General features: G+C 40.9%; 19 protein-coding genes, 1 tRNA gene and 1 riboswitch. Of the genes, 3 read left to right on the top strand and 17 right to left on the bottom strand.

The features are described 5' to 3' along the window. Positions 1-16 precede the first annotated feature (16 nt). Positions 17-1,345: a cation:proton antiporter gene (locus IE222_RS01245; RefSeq protein WP_191268890.1), complete on the top strand. Its 1,329-nt coding sequence runs from the start codon at positions 17-19 to the stop codon at positions 1,343-1,345. Positions 1,346-1,435: 90 nt separating this feature from the next. On the opposite strand, the gene IE222_RS01240 is transcribed toward IE222_RS01245, so the two are convergent. The 4 genes from IE222_RS01240 to IE222_RS01225 form a co-directional block, all read right to left on the bottom strand. Next, complete coding sequence (locus IE222_RS01240) at positions 1,436-1,654, bottom strand: spore germination protein (RefSeq protein ID WP_191268888.1); 219 nt, start codon at positions 1,652-1,654, stop codon at positions 1,436-1,438. A 206-nt stretch (positions 1,655-1,860) separates the two neighbouring features. Then, positions 1,861-3,042 carry a M20 metallopeptidase family protein gene (locus tag IE222_RS01235; protein ID WP_191268886.1) on the bottom strand — a complete coding sequence of 394 codons (1,182 nt, stop codon included), beginning with the start codon at positions 3,040-3,042 and terminating at the stop codon, positions 1,861-1,863. 441 nt (positions 3,043-3,483) lie between these two features. Next, complete coding sequence (locus IE222_RS01230; RefSeq protein ID WP_191268884.1) at positions 3,484-4,518, bottom strand: electron transfer flavoprotein subunit alpha/FixB family protein; 1,035 nt, start codon at positions 4,516-4,518, stop codon at positions 3,484-3,486. Continuing rightward, complete coding sequence (locus IE222_RS01225) at positions 4,519-5,346, bottom strand: electron transfer flavoprotein subunit beta/FixA family protein (RefSeq protein WP_191268882.1); 828 nt, start codon at positions 5,344-5,346, stop codon at positions 4,519-4,521. Between the two features lie 400 nt (positions 5,347-5,746). Between IE222_RS01225 and IE222_RS01220 the strand changes: the two genes are divergently transcribed. Then, positions 5,747-6,142: an SET domain-containing protein gene (locus IE222_RS01220; RefSeq protein WP_191269351.1), complete on the top strand. Its 396-nt coding sequence runs from the start codon at positions 5,747-5,749 to the stop codon at positions 6,140-6,142. Positions 6,143-6,328: 186 nt separating this feature from the next. Further along, positions 6,329-6,496 carry a hypothetical protein gene (locus IE222_RS01215; protein WP_191268880.1) on the top strand — a complete coding sequence of 56 codons (168 nt, stop codon included), beginning with the start codon at positions 6,329-6,331 and terminating at the stop codon, positions 6,494-6,496. Between the two features lie 348 nt (positions 6,497-6,844). Here IE222_RS01215 and IE222_RS01210 read toward each other — a convergent pair whose 3' ends face one another. The 13 genes from IE222_RS01210 to IE222_RS01150 all read right to left on the bottom strand — a co-directional run bounded on the left by IE222_RS01210 (position 6,845) and on the right by IE222_RS01150 (position 16,213). Continuing rightward, positions 6,845-7,777 carry a type II secretion system F family protein gene (locus IE222_RS01210; RefSeq protein WP_191268878.1) on the bottom strand — a complete coding sequence of 311 codons (933 nt, stop codon included), beginning with the start codon at positions 7,775-7,777 and terminating at the stop codon, positions 6,845-6,847. 2 nt (positions 7,778-7,779) lie between these two features. Next, positions 7,780-8,778 (bottom strand): type II secretion system F family protein, encoded by a 999-nt coding sequence (locus IE222_RS01205; protein ID WP_191268876.1) that lies wholly within the window; start codon positions 8,776-8,778, stop codon positions 7,780-7,782. Positions 8,779-8,784: 6 nt separating this feature from the next. After that, positions 8,785-10,161: a TadA family conjugal transfer-associated ATPase gene (locus tag IE222_RS01200; RefSeq protein WP_191269349.1), complete on the bottom strand. Its 1,377-nt coding sequence runs from the start codon at positions 10,159-10,161 to the stop codon at positions 8,785-8,787. 205 nt (positions 10,162-10,366) lie between these two features. Further along, positions 10,367-11,236 (bottom strand): CpaE/TadZ family protein, encoded by an 870-nt coding sequence (locus tag IE222_RS01195; protein WP_191268874.1) that lies wholly within the window; start codon positions 11,234-11,236, stop codon positions 10,367-10,369. Continuing rightward, positions 11,236-11,913, bottom strand: a complete 678-nt coding sequence (cpaB, locus tag IE222_RS01190; RefSeq protein ID WP_191268872.1) for a Flp pilus assembly protein CpaB — start codon at positions 11,911-11,913, stop codon at positions 11,236-11,238. The genes IE222_RS01195 and cpaB overlap by 1 nt, the downstream gene beginning before the upstream one ends. 11 nt (positions 11,914-11,924) lie before the next feature. Further along, the gene (locus IE222_RS01185; protein WP_223282535.1) at positions 11,925-12,869 is read right to left on the bottom strand and encodes a pilus assembly protein TadG-related protein; all 945 of its coding nucleotides are present in this window, start codon (positions 12,867-12,869) and stop codon (positions 11,925-11,927) included. Between the two features lie 30 nt (positions 12,870-12,899). Further along, entirely contained in the window at positions 12,900-13,286 is a 387-nt protein-coding gene (locus IE222_RS01180; RefSeq protein ID WP_223282554.1) for a TadE/TadG family type IV pilus assembly protein, read from the bottom strand. A 7-nt stretch (positions 13,287-13,293) separates the two neighbouring features. Further along, the gene (locus tag IE222_RS01175; RefSeq protein WP_191268868.1) at positions 13,294-13,797 is read right to left on the bottom strand and encodes an A24 family peptidase; all 504 of its coding nucleotides are present in this window, start codon (positions 13,795-13,797) and stop codon (positions 13,294-13,296) included. A 74-nt stretch (positions 13,798-13,871) separates the two neighbouring features. Further along, complete coding sequence (locus IE222_RS01170) at positions 13,872-14,069, bottom strand: Flp family type IVb pilin (RefSeq protein WP_223282534.1); 198 nt, start codon at positions 14,067-14,069, stop codon at positions 13,872-13,874. Positions 14,070-14,097: 28 nt separating this feature from the next. Next, positions 14,098-14,442 (bottom strand): DUF192 domain-containing protein, encoded by a 345-nt coding sequence (locus tag IE222_RS01165; RefSeq protein ID WP_191268866.1) that lies wholly within the window; start codon positions 14,440-14,442, stop codon positions 14,098-14,100. An 89-nt stretch (positions 14,443-14,531) separates the two neighbouring features. After that, positions 14,532-14,617, bottom strand: a riboswitch (cyclic di-GMP riboswitch). A gap of 367 nt (positions 14,618-14,984) precedes the next feature. Continuing rightward, entirely contained in the window at positions 14,985-15,170 is a 186-nt protein-coding gene (locus tag IE222_RS01160; RefSeq protein ID WP_191268864.1) for a hypothetical protein, read from the bottom strand. A gap of 35 nt (positions 15,171-15,205) precedes the next feature. After that, positions 15,206-15,646, bottom strand: coding sequence for a general stress protein (locus IE222_RS01155; RefSeq protein ID WP_191268862.1), 441 nt, complete (start codon positions 15,644-15,646; stop codon positions 15,206-15,208). A gap of 470 nt (positions 15,647-16,116) precedes the next feature. Then, positions 16,117-16,213: transfer RNA gene (locus IE222_RS01150), tRNA-Sec, on the bottom strand. Between the last annotated feature and the right edge of the window lie 19 nt (positions 16,214-16,232).

Raw genomic sequence — 16,232 nt, 5'->3', positions numbered from 1 at the left:
GAGCGTGATTAACGGGATGTTTAGTTTAACAGGAGCTGAAATAAGTCATTTTCTATTAGCAATGGGATGTTTACTAGCAATGGCACATTTACTAGGGTTTCTTGTAGAGCGTGTATATATTCCGCGTGTAATTGGCGAGGTTGCTGCAGGGTTAGTTCTCGGGCCAACGTTATTAGGGCATTTTTTCCCGGAAGCATTTCAATGGTTATTTCTAGGTTTTCCTATGGAGGACAAGTTATTTGGGCTTCTCTACCAATTTGGTTTACTGATGCTAATGTTTTGTTCGGGATTAAAATTTCAAACACATTTCAATAAAGAAGATATTAAGATTACCTCCGCATTAGTAATCGGTGCGACTATTCCCGCCTTTATCGTTGGCTGGTTTGCAGCAGATATTTTCAACCTTTCACCTTATCTAGGCACCGCTGACAATCCATTGGCGCTGAAAATTGTTATTGCTGTTTCTATAGCCATAACGTCCATTCCAGTAATATCTAAAATTTTCATTGATCTTGGAATTATGCAAACCAGGTTTGCAAAAATAGTAATCGCCTGTGCCGGAATCCATGATATTTTGCTCTGGGTTGCTTTAGGATTCGCCACTTCTATAGCCAGCCAAGGCGGAGTATTCACTGCGGGTATTGCATTTAAAAGTATAGGAATTTCATTCGGGTTTATTATTGGAACTTTTGTGGTGGGATATTTTCTATTCAAACGAATGACCATTATAAAGCAAAATCTTTTATTTAGATCCTCCAATCTAGGGTACTTCCTATTTATTATGTTTATGCTCTCCTCACTTGCTGGCAATCTTCATGTTGAAACCATATTCGGAGCGCTCCTTGCAGGGATTGTTGCCAAATTCGCCCTTCCTAAAGCGATTTCTGAAAGGCTGGAACAGGGTGTTACAAATATTTCATTTTCATGGTTTATCCCCATTTACTTTGCAACGGTTGGGCTGCAATTGGATCTAGTCAAACACTTTGACCCGCTGTTCTTCTTTGGTTATTTTCTGTTTGCTACTTTAACACAAACTTTAGCCGTCTATATCACTTCACGTTTTATTAAACAAGACCATTTAACCAGTTTTAACTTAGGAGTAGCCATAAATAATCGTGGAGGTCCAGGTATCGTCCTTTCTTCTGTAGCCTACACAGCCGGAATTATTAATCAGGAGTTTTTTGCAATCCTGGTTATGCTAGCCTTGATTACATCCTGGATCCCTGGAACGTGGCTCCGGATTGTAGTGAATAAAGGCTGGAGACTCATGCCTGGTGATGAGAATTTAATTCCGCACAAAATAAATGAAGATGATAAAATCAGATCAATAAATCAGTCCGGATAGCCCGGCACACTAATAATCAGTGGGGAAATATACCCCACTGATTATTAGTGTGAAAAAGTAGGTTTTTCTGTTCCGAAACCCACTCTCATTCTAATTATTTCCGGATTTAGGTTGATCTGCCACATCAGGATCGAAAATGTTCGTGCCGCTGGCTACAGTATTTGAAAACACCACTCCACCAGTATTGATTACTCCTGATCCAGCAAATGTTTTGGAGGTTAACTTTGGTGTTGTAAAGGCAGCATCACCAATATTTAGAATACCATCGGTTACATTAAGAATTTCTAACGGTCCAATAATTACAGGCATAAAATCCATCCTTTTATAAATCACTCATTTGTACCGAATTCACATCGACTTTCATCCATTCACAATATGTTTCGGTCATTACATTTGTGCCTATTAAAACAGGGACATTTTCTTATTTTCAGATACCGGAGAGAATACAAAAAAACACCATAGTGATACCTTTTTTCGAAAAACTTATTAGAAAAGGTATCTTTCATTAGTAAGTATTACTTTTTTAACCAGTTTAAAGCAGAATTCACAACAACAGCAACTCCCAATGGAATGACACCTTCATCAAGAACAACATTTGGATTATGAAGTGGATAATTCCGATCTCCTAATCCATTGGCGCCCGCCCACATGAACATGGTTGGAACAAGGTTGCTGATATAGGAGAAATCCTCTGTGCCTGACAACGGTTCCTCGTTAATCTCCAATTTCTCTTCACCAATTACCTCTTTTACAAACGGTGCCATTTGCTCGCACAATTCTTTATTATTAACTAAAGAAGGAGTAGAGATGGTTTCAAGATTATAGGTACCGCGCATCATTTTAACGGTAGCATCAATTATTTCCGGAATTCTTTTGAATAAATGCTCCCTCACCTCAGGATTAAATGTACGTAAAGTGGCATCAAGATGAGCAGTATCAGGAATAATATTTGCGGCAGTTCCTCCCCCCATCTTTCCAATCACAAGAACAGCCATTTTCCTTGGGTCAATTTCTTTCCCTACTACACTATTTAACTGAGTGTAAACTGCATTAATAATCATTAATGGATCGATAGCCTTTTGTGGTTCAGAACTATGGCCGCCTTTTCCCTGTACTTTTAAGAAAAAGCCGTCCAATGACGACGCAGCGATACCAGGCTTATAACCGAACTTCCCAACTTCTAAACCAGGATCGACATGCAAGGCAAGTGCCGCATCTACTTTTGGGTTTTCCATCAGCCCATTAGCCACCATATCCTTTGCTCCAGCACCAATTTCCTCTGCCGGCTGGAACATGATTTTAACGATTCCGTTAATTTCATTTTCTTTTTCCTTTAATAATTTTGCCGCACCAAGCATGAACGTCGTATGGATATCATGACCACAGGCATGCATATATTCATTTAGTGATTTAAATGTCAAGTCTGTATTTTCTTTTATCGGTAACGCATCCATGTCGCCTCTTAATAAAAGCGTCTTTCCTTTCCCATTTCCAATCGTTACAACCAGCCCAGATATCCCAACCTTTTTCGGCTCCAGTCCCATATTTTTTAATTTTTCTTCGACATAGGCAACCGTTTTGGGCAAGTCAAAACCGAGTTCAGGATTTTGATGAAAATATCGGCGGTGCGCGATCAGTTCATCTTTTATTTCTTCCGCACGTGATAATATAGGATTGATTGTTATCGTATTATTCATTATTATTTTCCCCTTTCTTTTTAATAAATTGTAAGTATAGACTTGAAAACGTTTACAACATCTATGGTGTTATAATATTTTCTTACTCGCTTTTACGAAGTGCAATAATTGTGCCAAAATTTTTAAACTTATTAATATTTTTTGTGAACTTTTTCTTAAACTTTTAAAATCAATTAAAAATGTTTATTATTAAAGGGGAATTTTTCCAAAATTATTTATGAGCTTTTCACAATAAAATATTTCTTAGTAAAGTATTTTTTACTACTTGTAAAATATTTTTTACTAAGAGAAAAGGAGCTTAAGGGGCTACAGAAAATAAAAAAAGGAAGCAGGGTGTAAGCCATAGCCCCCCTGCTTCCTTCATACTATCCTTTATTGCCCCTGCCAAGGAATTTAATTTTACCATAATATATACAAAACTGTCATGCAGGATTGTTTATTTTAACCGTTTCTAGTATTAGTTACCTTCTCTCTGGATAAGGCAAATTTAAATTGCTCGATTAGGATAGGAACGATTTCAAAGGCATCGCCAACAATACCATAATGACAGTTTTGAAAAATGGGGGCTTCTTTATCCTTATTGATGGCAATGATTAAACCTGAATTTTTCATCCCCACTATATGTTGAATCGCACCAGAGATTCCAATCGCAAAATAAATTTTTGGTGTTACTGTCACACCGGTTTGCCCTACCTGGTGAGCATGGTCGATCCACCCTGCTTCTACCACATCCCTGCTGGCACCTACTGCTCCCCCAATCGTTTCCGCCAATTGGTGAATTAACTGAAATCCCTCATAGCTCCCCAGCCCTTTCCCTCCAGCAACAATGATATCGGCCTCGTCAATTCTTACTTTTTTAACTGTTTCCTTTACAATTTCCAAGACCTTTGTCCGAATATCTTCTTCTTTTAAGGAGATCGTTTCTTCTACCAATTTGCCTGTTCTCCCTGATTGAGGGTCTAGAGCCTTCATAACTTTTGCGCGTACCGTTGCCATTTGCGGCCGATATTTTTTACATAAAATCGTGGCCATAATATTCCCGCCGAAAGCCGGTCGGCTTGCCAGCAGCAACCCGGTTTCCTCGTCAACATCCAGCTCAGTTGTATCTGCCGTCAAACCTGTCGGTAGATCAGTAGCCACTGCGCTTGCCAGATCTTTTCCCGTTGAAGTGGCCCCGAATAGGATTATTTCCGGTTTGTATTTATCCGTGCAATCCAGCAACGCCTTCATATAGGATTCGGTCCGGTAATGTTTAAATATCGGTTGATCATATACATATACCGTATCTGCTCCATATTCAAAAACGGTCTTCGTTAAGTCTTTGATATTCTCCCCGATTAAAATGCCAGCTAATTCTACTCCCCGTTTATCTGCCAGCTTTCTTCCAGCTCCCAGCAGTTCAAGCGATACAGAAGCAACCATTCCTTCTTTATGTTCTATGAATACCCAAACACCCTTATAATCTTGGAAATCCAACTATATTCCCTCCTTCAGATCAAACAGTTCTTTCTTTTCAAGGACGACAGAAAGCAACTGCTCAACTTGTTCCCTTGGGTTCCCTTCAAGGAACGTCCCACCTGCCGGTTTTGGCGGAGCCCATACCTTGGAGACAATCGTTGGTGATCCCTTCAAACCTAGCTGCTTAATATCCACTTCCTCTAGATCATCCACGGACCAAATATGAGGCTGATATCTAGCAGCTTTTATCATATTTGGAAGTGGAGAATATGGGACTTCATTAATTGTTTTTTCAACAGAAAACAAACAAGGCAAGGTGGTACGAATAACTTCAAACCCATCCTCCAACTTGCGATGGACAATGGCGTATCCTTCGTCTTGATTGACTTCTACTACTTTATTCACGGAAGTCAACGGTGGAATGTCTAGTCTTCTTGCGATTCCAGGACCGACTTGTCCGGTATCACCATCGATGGACATTTTCCCGCAAATAATCAAATCGACGGGCTTATGTTTTGTGATCTTTTCAATTGCCTTTGTCACGGCATAGCTCGTTGCCAATGTATCTGCGCCCGCAAACCGGCGGTCCGTAATCAAATAGCCCTCATCGGCACCTATTTCAATGCACTTTTTGATCGCATTTACCGCTGGAGGAGGCCCCATCGTAACAACAGAAACGATTCCACCATATTTTTTCTTAAGACGAACCGCCTCTTCAACAGCATGGGCATCATACGGATTTAATATCGCAGGCGCCGTCCTCCGGTCCATCGTGTTTGTCTTTGGATTCATTTTAATAATTTTGGTGTCAGGCACCTGCTTGATACAGGCCACAATATGCAGCATTTAAACCCTCCTTAATAAAAAACAAATGTTTTTTTACTAAATCGCAATGTGGAACTTTTCATCGGTTTTTCAATTAAAGACTCATTACACCTGTTTACTCTTACTTTATTAACTATGAGGTACTAACATTCGGATTTTTCATAATTATATAAATAAACATGCTAGTTTGGGAATTTTTTTAAAAATCATATTGTACGGGTTCATATTTGGCAATCGCAGGGATTGAACCGCCAGACATGGCATCACTTCCTGCACTGACGAAGGTAGAAAAGTCTTCCAAGCATTTGAAAAAAAAGCAAAATTAACGTGTGATAATTCGTAATATTCTTTTAATTATCTTTTATATGAAAAAATGTTAAGATAATTAGATATGCTATTAAAGAAAGTGTAGGTGGTTAACATACTAGAAATTAAGACATCGCCGTTAAGTGATGGCGAATTTAATCGTGGAGTATTTGCAACCGTTGATATAAAGAAAGGCGAGCTGATCCATAAAGCTCCAGTCCTTCCCTATCCTAATAGGGAGCATGTGCATATTGAAAAAACGTTGCTTGCAGATTATGTATTCGAGTATGGCAAAAACCATACCGCAATCTTGCTCGGTTACGGTATGTTATTCAATCATTCGTACGAGCCAAATGCAACTTATGAGATCAACTTTGAGAACCATACATTTGACTTCTATGCCTACACAGATATAAAAGAAGGGGAAGAAATACTTATCAACTACAATGGTGATGTAGATGATAAGGAACCGCTGTGGTTTGATAAAGAACAGGATTCAAGCAAAGATTAAAAAGATGGCAGGAAATTAGGCTTAAAAAATGATATTAACCTTCTCTAATTATATCTGGGCTTTCTCATCCATGAGAGCTGCCCCTGTCTTACTTGCCCTGCCAGTTCTGCCAAAATTAAATTATTTAGTTATCAAAAGTGATAACCATAATATTATTATCGAATTATTTATGGAAGGTGAGAGAAAATGGGGAAAAGTCTTTTTACAGTTGGAGAAGAAGTCAAAATTAAAGCATCCGGTGAATCAGTAACAATCTCTAAATGTCAATATGTTAAAAACATGAAAAGGTACTCATACATCGTTAAAGAATATCCAAATACTTTTTATTTTGAAGAAGAATTAACTGAAGAATAACATGGATTATGTGTTACATTGCTCAAACATCTCTGTAATTGAATAAGCCTCAACTTTTACTGATTTTGCTATAGGTTTAACACGTCTTAATAAGTTTTGCCACAACATAACAACCCCTTCCATAATAAAAATTATGGAAGAGTTTTTTTATTTATAGGTTATATATATTTTTTTATTATAGTCTGTCACAGTTTTTGCATAGACCCGACTAAATTCGATTTTGAATAAATATGTTATTTTAGAATATATTTGCAGGATGCAGCAAGGTTTCGAAGGATAACGCAATATCTGATATATTCAAAACAGTCTTTAAAACTGCCTCTTAATGTATCCTTCCTTTCTTGCAATTTATTTTGAGAATTGCTGGAAAATTTGGATGACAGCCGGTCCCAGTATGACGATGAAAAGGCTGGGAAAGATGAAGAACACGAGGGGAAAGAGCATTTTGATTGGTGCTTTTTGGGCTGTTTCTTCTGCTTTCTCCCTTCTGCGCTCTCTGACGTCTACTGCTAGAATTCGGAGGACCTTGACCATTCCTGTGCCCAGTTTCTCTCCCCGGAGGATGCTATTAATAAAGACTGTAATCTCTTCTGCTTCCAATCTGTCCCGAACGCCTGATAATGCCTCTTTTCGCGTCAGACCTAAACGCATTTCTTCCAGGCACCGCCGGAATTCACGGGCAAGAACTCCCTCTTGTTTGCCGATTACTTTACTGAGGGCCGAGTCAAATCCTAAACCCGCTTCGAGGGAAACCAATAAAAGATCAACAAAATCCGGCAATTCCTTTACTGCCTGCGATTGCCTTTTGGCTATTTTTATTTTCATGTAGCGTTTTGGCAGCAGGATTCCGATTCCGATTCCAATGGAGGCGACAATAATTAATGTACCTCCGCGAAAACCCAGCAGCAGTCCATAACACACAGCGATGAAAGGCATTCCGAAATCGAAAGCCAGCTGCAACAGCCGGTAATCTGCTGCCCGCATGTTAAAAGGGTTGCCGGCCTGGCTCAATTGCTTTTCCAGCTTTTCAGCCTTTTTTCCCGGCATCCTCTTGGATAGGTTTTTTTTGGCATCCAGCCAAAGAGGCAAAAGTACACGTTGCTTAAACGGAACCCTTTTCTTTTCCTCTTCTGCAGAAAGGACAGGAGCATTCGTTTTGACTTGATTATCCAACAGAAACTTTTCAACCCGGCTTTCAATCTGACTTTTCTTCTCGAAAGGAATGGATAATAACCCAAAAATAAATAGCAGGACAGCGGCAAAAAAGGCAGCGTATAACATGACTACACCTCGATCCTAATAATTTTTTGAATCAGCCAGAATCCTAAAATCCCAGAACCAAGTGCTGCAACAACTAGAATGATTCCAATTGCATTTGTAAATAGGACCTTAATATAGGAAGGCTGCATGAGATAAATCAATCCGCCCAGTGCAAACGGCAGAGCTCCAATTACGGCTCCAGACATCCGCCCTTGCGCCGTTAGTGCCTTGATTTGGGCCTGAATTTTCTGCCTTTCCCTTATAGTCTCCACTATCATGGATAAAACTGTGGCCAAATTCCCGCCTACCTGACGTTGGATTAATATAGCTTGTATCATAATATCTAAATCCTTACTCGGCACGCGATCATATAGATGATGGAGTGCGTCGTCCATACTGATTCCATATTGCATTTCTTTCAGCACCTGTTCCATTTCTTCCCTCATCGGAGAGGATGATTCCTCCGAAACGGCCTTTAACGCTTGATTAAAGCTGTAACCCGCCCGCATGGAACTGATTATGGTCGAAATCATATCCTGCAGCTGGTCGTTGAATTTTCGTATCCGTTTTTTTTGTTTCATCGTTAATTGAATCCTAGGAAACATATACCCGATAAGAAACCCAACCAGTATGAATAATAACTGCCCTGTTAGTAAGAAAAGCATTCCACTGAAAATCCCGCCAAAGATCCACCGGAATGCAGTATATTCGCCGGCGGTCCAGGAAGAACCGGCACTATCCAAAAAACGCTCCACTTTCTCGTTAGTTTTTCTTTTATTCAAATTTTTTTTGATCCGGTTATTGGATTTTTGGGCCCATTTCATGATCTGCAGACGTTCTTTCTTTTGTTTCTTTTCCAGTCCCTCTACTGGAATTGCTTGTTTTTCTTCCTCTAATAAATAATAGGTAAGCCGTTTGTCCATCCGGCTTTGTTTAGAACCAAACAGTTGAAGGAAAAGGAAGAAAAACAAAAAAACAAGAGCCGCAAAGGCAAAATAAACAAATATATTGAGTACTGCCATCTAGGTTTAATCCTCCTCTTTTTCAAAGAAAATAGACGGCGGAATATGAATGCCGGCATGTTCGAAACGGTCATAGAAGGCTGGACGTACTCCAGTCGGCACAAGCTTGCCAATAATTTTTCCATTGGAGTCTATACCTTGCTGCTCAAAAACAAAAATATCCTGGAGAACTATCACGTCACCTTCCATTCCCTGGACCTCGGTAATATTCGTAATCTTTCTTGAACCATCCTTCAACCGGGATTGTTGGATAATCAAATCAAGTGCACCGGCGATTTGTTCACGTATTGCCCGGATCGGCAGTTCCATCCCAGCCATCAATACCATTGTTTCCAAGCGGGAAATCATATCCCGCGGGCTGTTGGAGTGGCCGGTTGCAAGCGAACCATCATGGCCTGTATTCATGGCCTGAAGCATATCCAATGCTTCCGCTCCGCGCACCTCACCGATCACAATCCGTTCCGGCCTCATCCGCAATGAATTTCGGACAAGGTCACGAATCGTAATCGCTCCTTTTCCTTCAATATTCGGCGGCCTTGTTTCAAGCGAAACCACGTGCTCCTGGCCTAATTGCAGCTCTGCTGCATCCTCAATCGTGATAATCCGTTCATCATTTGGAATGAAAGATGACAAAACATTCAGCGTAGTCGTTTTCCCGGAACCCGTCCCTCCGCTAACAAAAATATTCAACCGTGCTTTCACACAGGCTTCAATAAAAACAGCCATTTCTTTGGTCAATGTACCGAAAGCTATTAAATCGTCCATCGTCAAGGGGTCCGCAGAGAATTTCCTGATTGTTACAGTCGGACCGTTTAACGCCAGCGGCGGCACGATGGCATTAACACGTGATCCGTCAGGCAGCCGGGCATCGACCATAGGGGAGCTTTCATCAATCCGGCGGCCTAAGGGAGCTACAATTTTGTCAATCATATTCATGACATGCTCGTTGTCCCTGAATTTGATTTCCGTCAGTTCCAGCCTGCCTTTCCGTTCTGCATATACCTGATTTGGCCCATTAACCATAATTTCACTTACATTATGGTCTGCTAAAAGCGGGTTAATCGGTCCAAATCCTGTAATATCATTCACCAGCTCCGTAATCACCATATGGCGGTCCACATTTCCTTGCAATGCTGCATCACCCTGAATAATATCTTGTGCCATTCCTTCAAGCTTAGTGGTGATATCTTCCGGACTGTCATACACAAATCCTTCTAATATTTTTCTCTGCAATTCTTCCTTTAGCTTTTTATTTTTTTCATTATATTGAGGTGAAAAATTGATGGGAATAGTTCCCTTTAATTTTGTTTTAAGCGTGCCAGCCGGTTTTTCCTTTTTTGGCTGAACGGCTTTTTTCTCGTTTTCCAGTTTAACCGATGACATTTCGGGGACATTCGGTTTGTCCTGTCCGCCATCTTCTGCCTGACGTTTAACGTCAGGTGCTGCATCTTGCTTCCGTTCTGATCCGCTCCTTATAGGGGAAGGTTCAGAAACTTCCCTTTCTGGCATGGGCGGGCTTTTGTGTTGTGTTGCTTCATTTGAGTATTCCGGCAACCCGCTGTTTCTCTGCCCAATAGAAGAAGGACGGTTAGATTTTTCTTTCATCTTTTCTAATAATCCCAACGCTATTTCCTCCTTTTTTTCTTTTTAAAGAGAATAATTTATCAAGCAGAGGCTGCTTTTTCCGCTCTTCCAACAGCTGCTCATTCGAATCTAAGTTCGCAGCAATTTTAAATACCGCTTTAGCAATATCGGAGCTTGGCTTCCCAGTAACAAAAGGAATACCGAGATTTAACGATTTAGATGCAACCGAAAAATTATTCGGAATCGAATAAAGATGATCCACCCCCAGTATTTCTGGTACCTGGCTTGCTTCAATCACACTTTCCATTGTTGATCGGTTCAAAACCACTTTTACCTTGTTACGCATTTCCAACGTTTCAAAAACTTTGAGCAGCCGTTTTGTATTTTTAATTGAAATGAGTTCCAAGGTCGTCATTAGGAGGATTTCATCTGCTATTTCCATAAAAGAGAGCGTTTGATCATTCAGACCCACTCCAGAATCCACGATTAAGTAATCATATTCCTTTAAAATGGTCTCGCATACTTTACTAATGATAGCTGTGGTAATTAAATCGGCCAGTTCCGGACTTTCCGGAGCAGACAGCACATGAACACCGCTCGAATGTTTGGACAGCAAATGATTCAATCTGTACGTATCCAATTTGTCAATGCTGTCGGCAGCATCGGTGATTGAAAAGGAAGAACCTATATCCATGGCTACATTCACATCTCCAAATTGAAAATCCCCGTCCATTAAAGCAACCTGCAGCTTTTTTTTATGTAATGCAATGGCCAGGTTAACGGCCAGCGAGGTTTTCCCGACTCCACCCTTTGCACTGTAAATGACGGCCATTTTCCCCTTTCGGCTTTGTGTTTGCAGCTCTGAACCTTCCATTACGAACCCTCCGCTTTCGTGTCTTCTGATGTATGTTTGCTTTGTAAAATAAAATTCAGGGTCCCCATTTTTGAGGCTCTGATAAGTTTTACGGCATCTTTCTGCCTGACTTCAACTGTAATTGTGTCATACTCGGCAAAAGCATCAGTTGTTTTAATCCTTCTGCCGGCCGCCAGCACTCGTACATTTTCCTGGACAACGGTTGTGACTTCCGCAGCGGCTGATCCATCCAGCGAAGGGCCGGTATAAACAATATCGATCCGGTCTTCGGGCTCAATCATATTGGCCAGCGTCTCTATTTTTCCGCCCGGAAGGGTTACAGCCCTGTTATTCTCCATTATTTTTTCGGTTATGTTTTCAGCCTTCTGCAATGTTTGAAGATGATTTTGTAAAATCACTTCCCCTGCTGCGAGGTCGGCTGCCGCATATTTTCCAACAATCCCGGCAGGGTCGGATATGGCCTCCGGCAGAACATTTTTTACAGGGACTTTAACGGTCTTTAACATCTTGTCCGTCACTTTCGCACCCTTTTTAATTGGTTCTGCAGCCGCGATAACCGATTTCATTTTCTCTTGGCCGTTCTCCTGCTGTGATATTTGCCTGGTGTATTGATAAAAAAGAAATGTGGTAAAGCCGGCCAGGATTATGGAGATTATTAATATTGTCTTTCTATTCACGTTTTCTTCACCTACTCTACAAGCCTCGACATATAGGCCCCTCGATCGACGCTTCCTGTTTTAAATGTGCCGGTATCAACTCGTTTAATAAACGTTCCAATAACAGCTGTATCATTTGTATTCATTGGCTGCTGTAAGTAGAAAAAGGCAAATCCGGTAACCTTAATCGATTGTAATTGATTGCTACTTGATTGATACGGTTTATAAACAATAATCGGAAGAATCCGTGCACATTCCCGAACCGTTGGATCCCCGCCTGGATTGGGGCAGTGGTTGATCCGATAGTTAATCCCTTCCTTAGTAGAGCCGGCAATATTCCCTGTCTGCGTTGGTACGATATCTCCAACAGAAAGGGCCTGGTCAAAACCATATTTAAGCGTTTCTAAATACGTTTTTGCTCCGGTCCCCGCCAAGGCCAGAACTCCGAAATTACCGCTGCCAGAATCCCCCGCCCCTACTTTTAGGGAAATCGTCTGTCCGTACGTAATAGGGGTTGATTCGTCAACACCAAGTGGAATGGCACCATATAATGAACCAATAGGGAAAATTTTTGCCGCCGCTGTTTCCCTGATTGTCGTTCCTTCCATGCCGAAGATTTTAGCAAAGGCAAATGGAACCTCTTTTGTTAAGGAAACCCGCACCTGCTGATTTAATTCAATTTCCGTATTTTCCATGCTGGACTGTTCATTGTAGGATGCCAAAACCGTATTGACGACACTTTGGACACGGGCCGGTTCGCCGTTCGTCAGCTCTTGGGAGGCGGACAGGGCAGCGGTTGTGGCTGATTTTTTTAAATCACTTTTTGCTTTATAGACAAAACCAATATCCACGACGAGACCAATCATTCCGATGAGGAATACCATTGAAAAAGCAGCAAGCGCCACGATTTGCCCCTGTTCATTTCTTATTAGCAAGCGGCTTCTTTTCATTAGTGCTTTGATGATCGTTTGAAGCATAGTCTTTTCCTCCACAATTCCCGCCTTTTATTACTCCACCCGGACGGTAGACTTTGCCGTAAGGTTATACGGAGAAAGAAATTGGTCAAAGATTGGCGTTATGTCAGCCATCGGATAAGATAAGGTAACGGTTGCGTAGGTTCCTGATTTTCGTAAGGCCAGATCCGGTGAAACGGCTACTTTAATATCTGACGGATGGCCGACTGCAGATTTACTTTGCACATACTGGATGATATCGGCATCGGTTTTGCCCAGTCCGGCCAGACGGGAAGCTTCCTGCGCAGTTATGTTTAAACTTAAATAATTAAAAAGGACTAATCCCATGTTAATCATCCCTACCATCATAAATAGAAAAACGGGGACTACCAAGGCAAATTCAACAAGTGACTGTCCCTGCTCCCTCTTAAGGAGCTTTATGATTTTTTTACCATACTACCACTCTCCCTTCGAGAAAAAGGGTAAGAATTGCACCTCCAGCAATGGCCACCCCGTAAGGATAGGTTTTTTGCTGATTAAACACATACGGCATATTCTGTTTATTTCTTAACCCAACTAAATAGATAAATAGTTTTTGAATCATTCCTTTTCCAAACAGGATTAGAAATAAAGCGATTACTCCCCCAATAAGGGACATGTAAATACCTGTATATATGACGAATACCCATCCTTTCAAAGCACCGACTAACGCAAGAAGCTTTACATCTCCCGCTCCGATGCCCCCAAGAAAAAATGGAATAATTAAAATGAAGGCTCCCATGAAAAAACCGGCGATGGAAAATGCCAGCCCTTCCCATCCCCCTTGTATAAGATGAAATATAAAGCCGAGGATTAAAACAGGATAAATTAATTTATTGTATATTTTTCTGCTCTTTAAATCTGTGTACACCGAAATAGCCAGCACAGCCAGTAATAAACCATCGAGAAACATACACTTATCTCCTAATCAGTTGTAGTCTCTTTTTAAAAGAGCCCTGCAACAAATTGTCGCAGAGCCTTTTTTATTTACTCAGGAGGTGTAGTATCACCAGGTAATTTACCAGTAACTTTTTCGAACAGTGCACTGATTTTATCTCCAAAGGCGATCATAGCTCCTACGGCCGCAAGTGCAATCAAACCTAAGATTAACCCGTATTCAGTCATCCCTTGTCCTTCCTCTGCTGATAACAATTCCTTTAGTTTTTCCTTAATATTTTCATTCATGATCATCCCTCCATTTATCGTGATTCTTTTATTTTAATAGTTCCAGGGTTTGTCCTTCCTGAATTCCCTTTTTCTTAATGCTTCCACTCTTAAGTTCAATGACGGAAGTTATATTTGGAAATATCTTTCCGACTCTCCCGGATTCTAACTGTTCTTCCAATCCAACTACCTTCCAATCCTTGTCCAAATACAGAACATCAATTGGAAATTTCATAAAAAACGTGTGAATAGCTTTACATGGGTGCAGATACAAACCGCCGCCGATGGATAATTGCCGCCGGAACATCAAACCTTTCAATCTTGCAAAAAACGTAACAGCAGGTTCAATAGAATCGGCAATCGTTTTTCCATTATCGCGGCAGACCAATTGCACGCGTCTCACCTCCTTAAATGATAGATTCTTAATAAAATCACCCCCGCCTTTTACCGAAGGCGGGGGTGTATTAACTCATGTTCCCATCTTTCGGCAGCTGGCTGACTTGGCGTCTAACGCTTTAGTCCCTGTAGCTTTGCGTCGCTGGTTTTCACCAGGTTTGCTATTATCGGGATTTTACAATATTCTACAAAACCGATATTTTTCATTCACAAAAAATGATTTTGGTGAAGCTGTCTAAGCATGTCAACACCTTTTTCGTATTTTTTGGTTTGTAAATCTACTTTCCTGTCTCAGGCAGTATATAAAACTATAAGAGGCCTCTTCTGCCAAATCTGGAAAACAAAAGCCATGTTTTCCGATATTTATAAGTTACCCGATTTTCCATTTTCAAAACACGGATGCAGTAAAAGCATACTTATTCCCTTGATCTTGAGTCGTTTTTTTACAAAGAGGTATTGTGTAGAGAACTTCTTTAACTTGTTGTTCAACTCTTTTGAGTTGTTTTGCAGGGAGGTCATATTCCGTTCAAGAAAACAAAGTTAGTTTCCTACACTTGATACAATGAAAAAGGGTACCGTCTCCAGTTTGGAGACAAGTACCCTTTTCACTTCAATCCTTAAAATTCTCTGTTGTCTAAAGTTCGTATTTGTTTGATTCAACGGAGTGACCGGAGTATTGTATGGATCATTTGATCTTATGGTTACGTCTGTATCGTTTTGATTCATACTTGTATCCCCCCTCGTCCTTCACGTAGACGGTTTTATCGGCGTTCCACCACAACAAGGAATTTACCTTCTTTTACATAGCCCTCGTAACGGTCTGCCTCATCTTCAGGAATTCCTAGTCCAATTAAAACTCCTGCCAAGCCACCTACACCTGCTCCGGCGGCCGCCCCTGTCAGGGTAGCAGCTATTGGCCCAGCCGCTACAATAGGTCCGATACCTGGTATAGCAAGGGCACCTACGCCTGCAAGCAATCCTAATACTCCACCAAGTGCCCCACCTGTTGCAGCTCCAGTAAGTGCACTTTTTTCAGTTGTCGTACCAGTAGTATCATTAATGTCTTTAACAACGTCTGTGTCTTTCCCGATAACTGAAATATCTTCGGAAGCATAACCCTGTTGTTTTAAATCTTCTACCGCCTGAATAACAGCTTGTTCAGTATCGTAAACTCCCACCAAATGCTTTTCATGTTCGTACATTGAAATTCCTCCTATGATTAGTTGTCCTTATTTTAGCTACCCGCCCTGAGGAGGAATGAAACATTCATTTTTTTATCGCTTTGGCAATTTCAATATTTTTTAAACAGGACAGCTTTTATCTGGTTGGTATTTTTAAGGTACACACTCTCATTTCTCAAGGCATTCTGGATAAGTCAGTCTTTTGGTGTCAGGCACAAGTTAATTTTCCGAACAATTCTTAGCCAGAAATGTGGCAGAGGCGGTAACTCCACCAAAAACTATAAAAAGTTGAATTGCTCACACGTTTTGGGAGAACATACAAAAAGAAGCTGCCCAGCAGTTTGAGCAGCTCATTAAGTAAATAATATGTAAGTTTGGCCATGCGTCCATTTGGTGTCCACTTATGTAATTTTTACGTATCCTTCTAGGTCAGAAAAACCTTCTATTCTCAAATTCTAAAAACGCCTCATAAGCCCTTGATATGACTGACTTGGCGGGACTGCGTGGGAATCGAACCCACCAGACCTGGCACGCAGGTCTCAAGCAGTTTTGAAGACTGTGGAGGACACCAGTACCCCATCCAGCCCCGTGTAGTATATTTTTTAAG

This window comes from Neobacillus kokaensis (genome assembly GCF_014656545.1).
Lineage (GTDB): Bacteria > Bacillota > Bacilli > Bacillales > Cytobacillaceae > Neobacillus > Neobacillus kokaensis.
The sequence above is the reverse complement of the archived record's forward strand: the minus strand, read 5'-3'. Positions and strand labels throughout refer to the sequence as shown.

Excerpts from the sequence above, each read along its gene's own strand:
- IE222_RS01205 (WP_191268876.1), bottom strand. The coding sequence starts at position 8,778 with ATGGCAGTACTCAATATATTTGTTTATTTTGCCTTTGCGGCTCTTGTT.
- IE222_RS01235 (WP_191268886.1), bottom strand. The coding sequence starts at position 3,042 with ATGAATAATACGATAACAATCAATCCTATATTATCACGTGCGGAAGAA.
- IE222_RS01160 (WP_191268864.1), bottom strand. The coding sequence starts at position 15,170 with ATGAATCAAAACGATACAGACGTAACCATAAGATCAAATGATCCATAC.
- IE222_RS01240 (WP_191268888.1), bottom strand. The coding sequence starts at position 1,654 with ATGCCTGTAATTATTGGACCGTTAGAAATTCTTAATGTAACCGATGGT.
- IE222_RS01200 (WP_191269349.1), bottom strand. The coding sequence starts at position 10,161 with ATGTCATCGGTTAAACTGGAAAACGAGAAAAAAGCCGTTCAGCCAAAA.
- IE222_RS01185 (WP_223282535.1), bottom strand. The coding sequence starts at position 12,869 with ATGCTTCAAACGATCATCAAAGCACTAATGAAAAGAAGCCGCTTGCTA.
- IE222_RS01245 (WP_191268890.1), top strand. The coding sequence starts at position 17 with ATGTTTAGTTTAACAGGAGCTGAAATAAGTCATTTTCTATTAGCAATG.
- IE222_RS01215 (WP_191268880.1), top strand. The coding sequence starts at position 6,329 with ATGGGGAAAAGTCTTTTTACAGTTGGAGAAGAAGTCAAAATTAAAGCA.
- IE222_RS01195 (WP_191268874.1), bottom strand. The coding sequence starts at position 11,236 with ATGGAAGGTTCAGAGCTGCAAACACAAAGCCGAAAGGGGAAAATGGCC.
- IE222_RS01155 (WP_191268862.1), bottom strand. The coding sequence starts at position 15,646 with ATGTACGAACATGAAAAGCATTTGGTGGGAGTTTACGATACTGAACAA.
- IE222_RS01170 (WP_223282534.1), bottom strand. The coding sequence starts at position 14,069 with ATGAATGAAAATATTAAGGAAAAACTAAAGGAATTGTTATCAGCAGAG.
- IE222_RS01225 (WP_191268882.1), bottom strand. The coding sequence starts at position 5,346 with ATGCTGCATATTGTGGCCTGTATCAAGCAGGTGCCTGACACCAAAATT.
- IE222_RS01210 (WP_191268878.1), bottom strand. The coding sequence starts at position 7,777 with ATGTTATACGCTGCCTTTTTTGCCGCTGTCCTGCTATTTATTTTTGGG.
- IE222_RS01175 (WP_191268868.1), bottom strand. The coding sequence starts at position 13,797 with ATGTTTCTCGATGGTTTATTACTGGCTGTGCTGGCTATTTCGGTGTAC.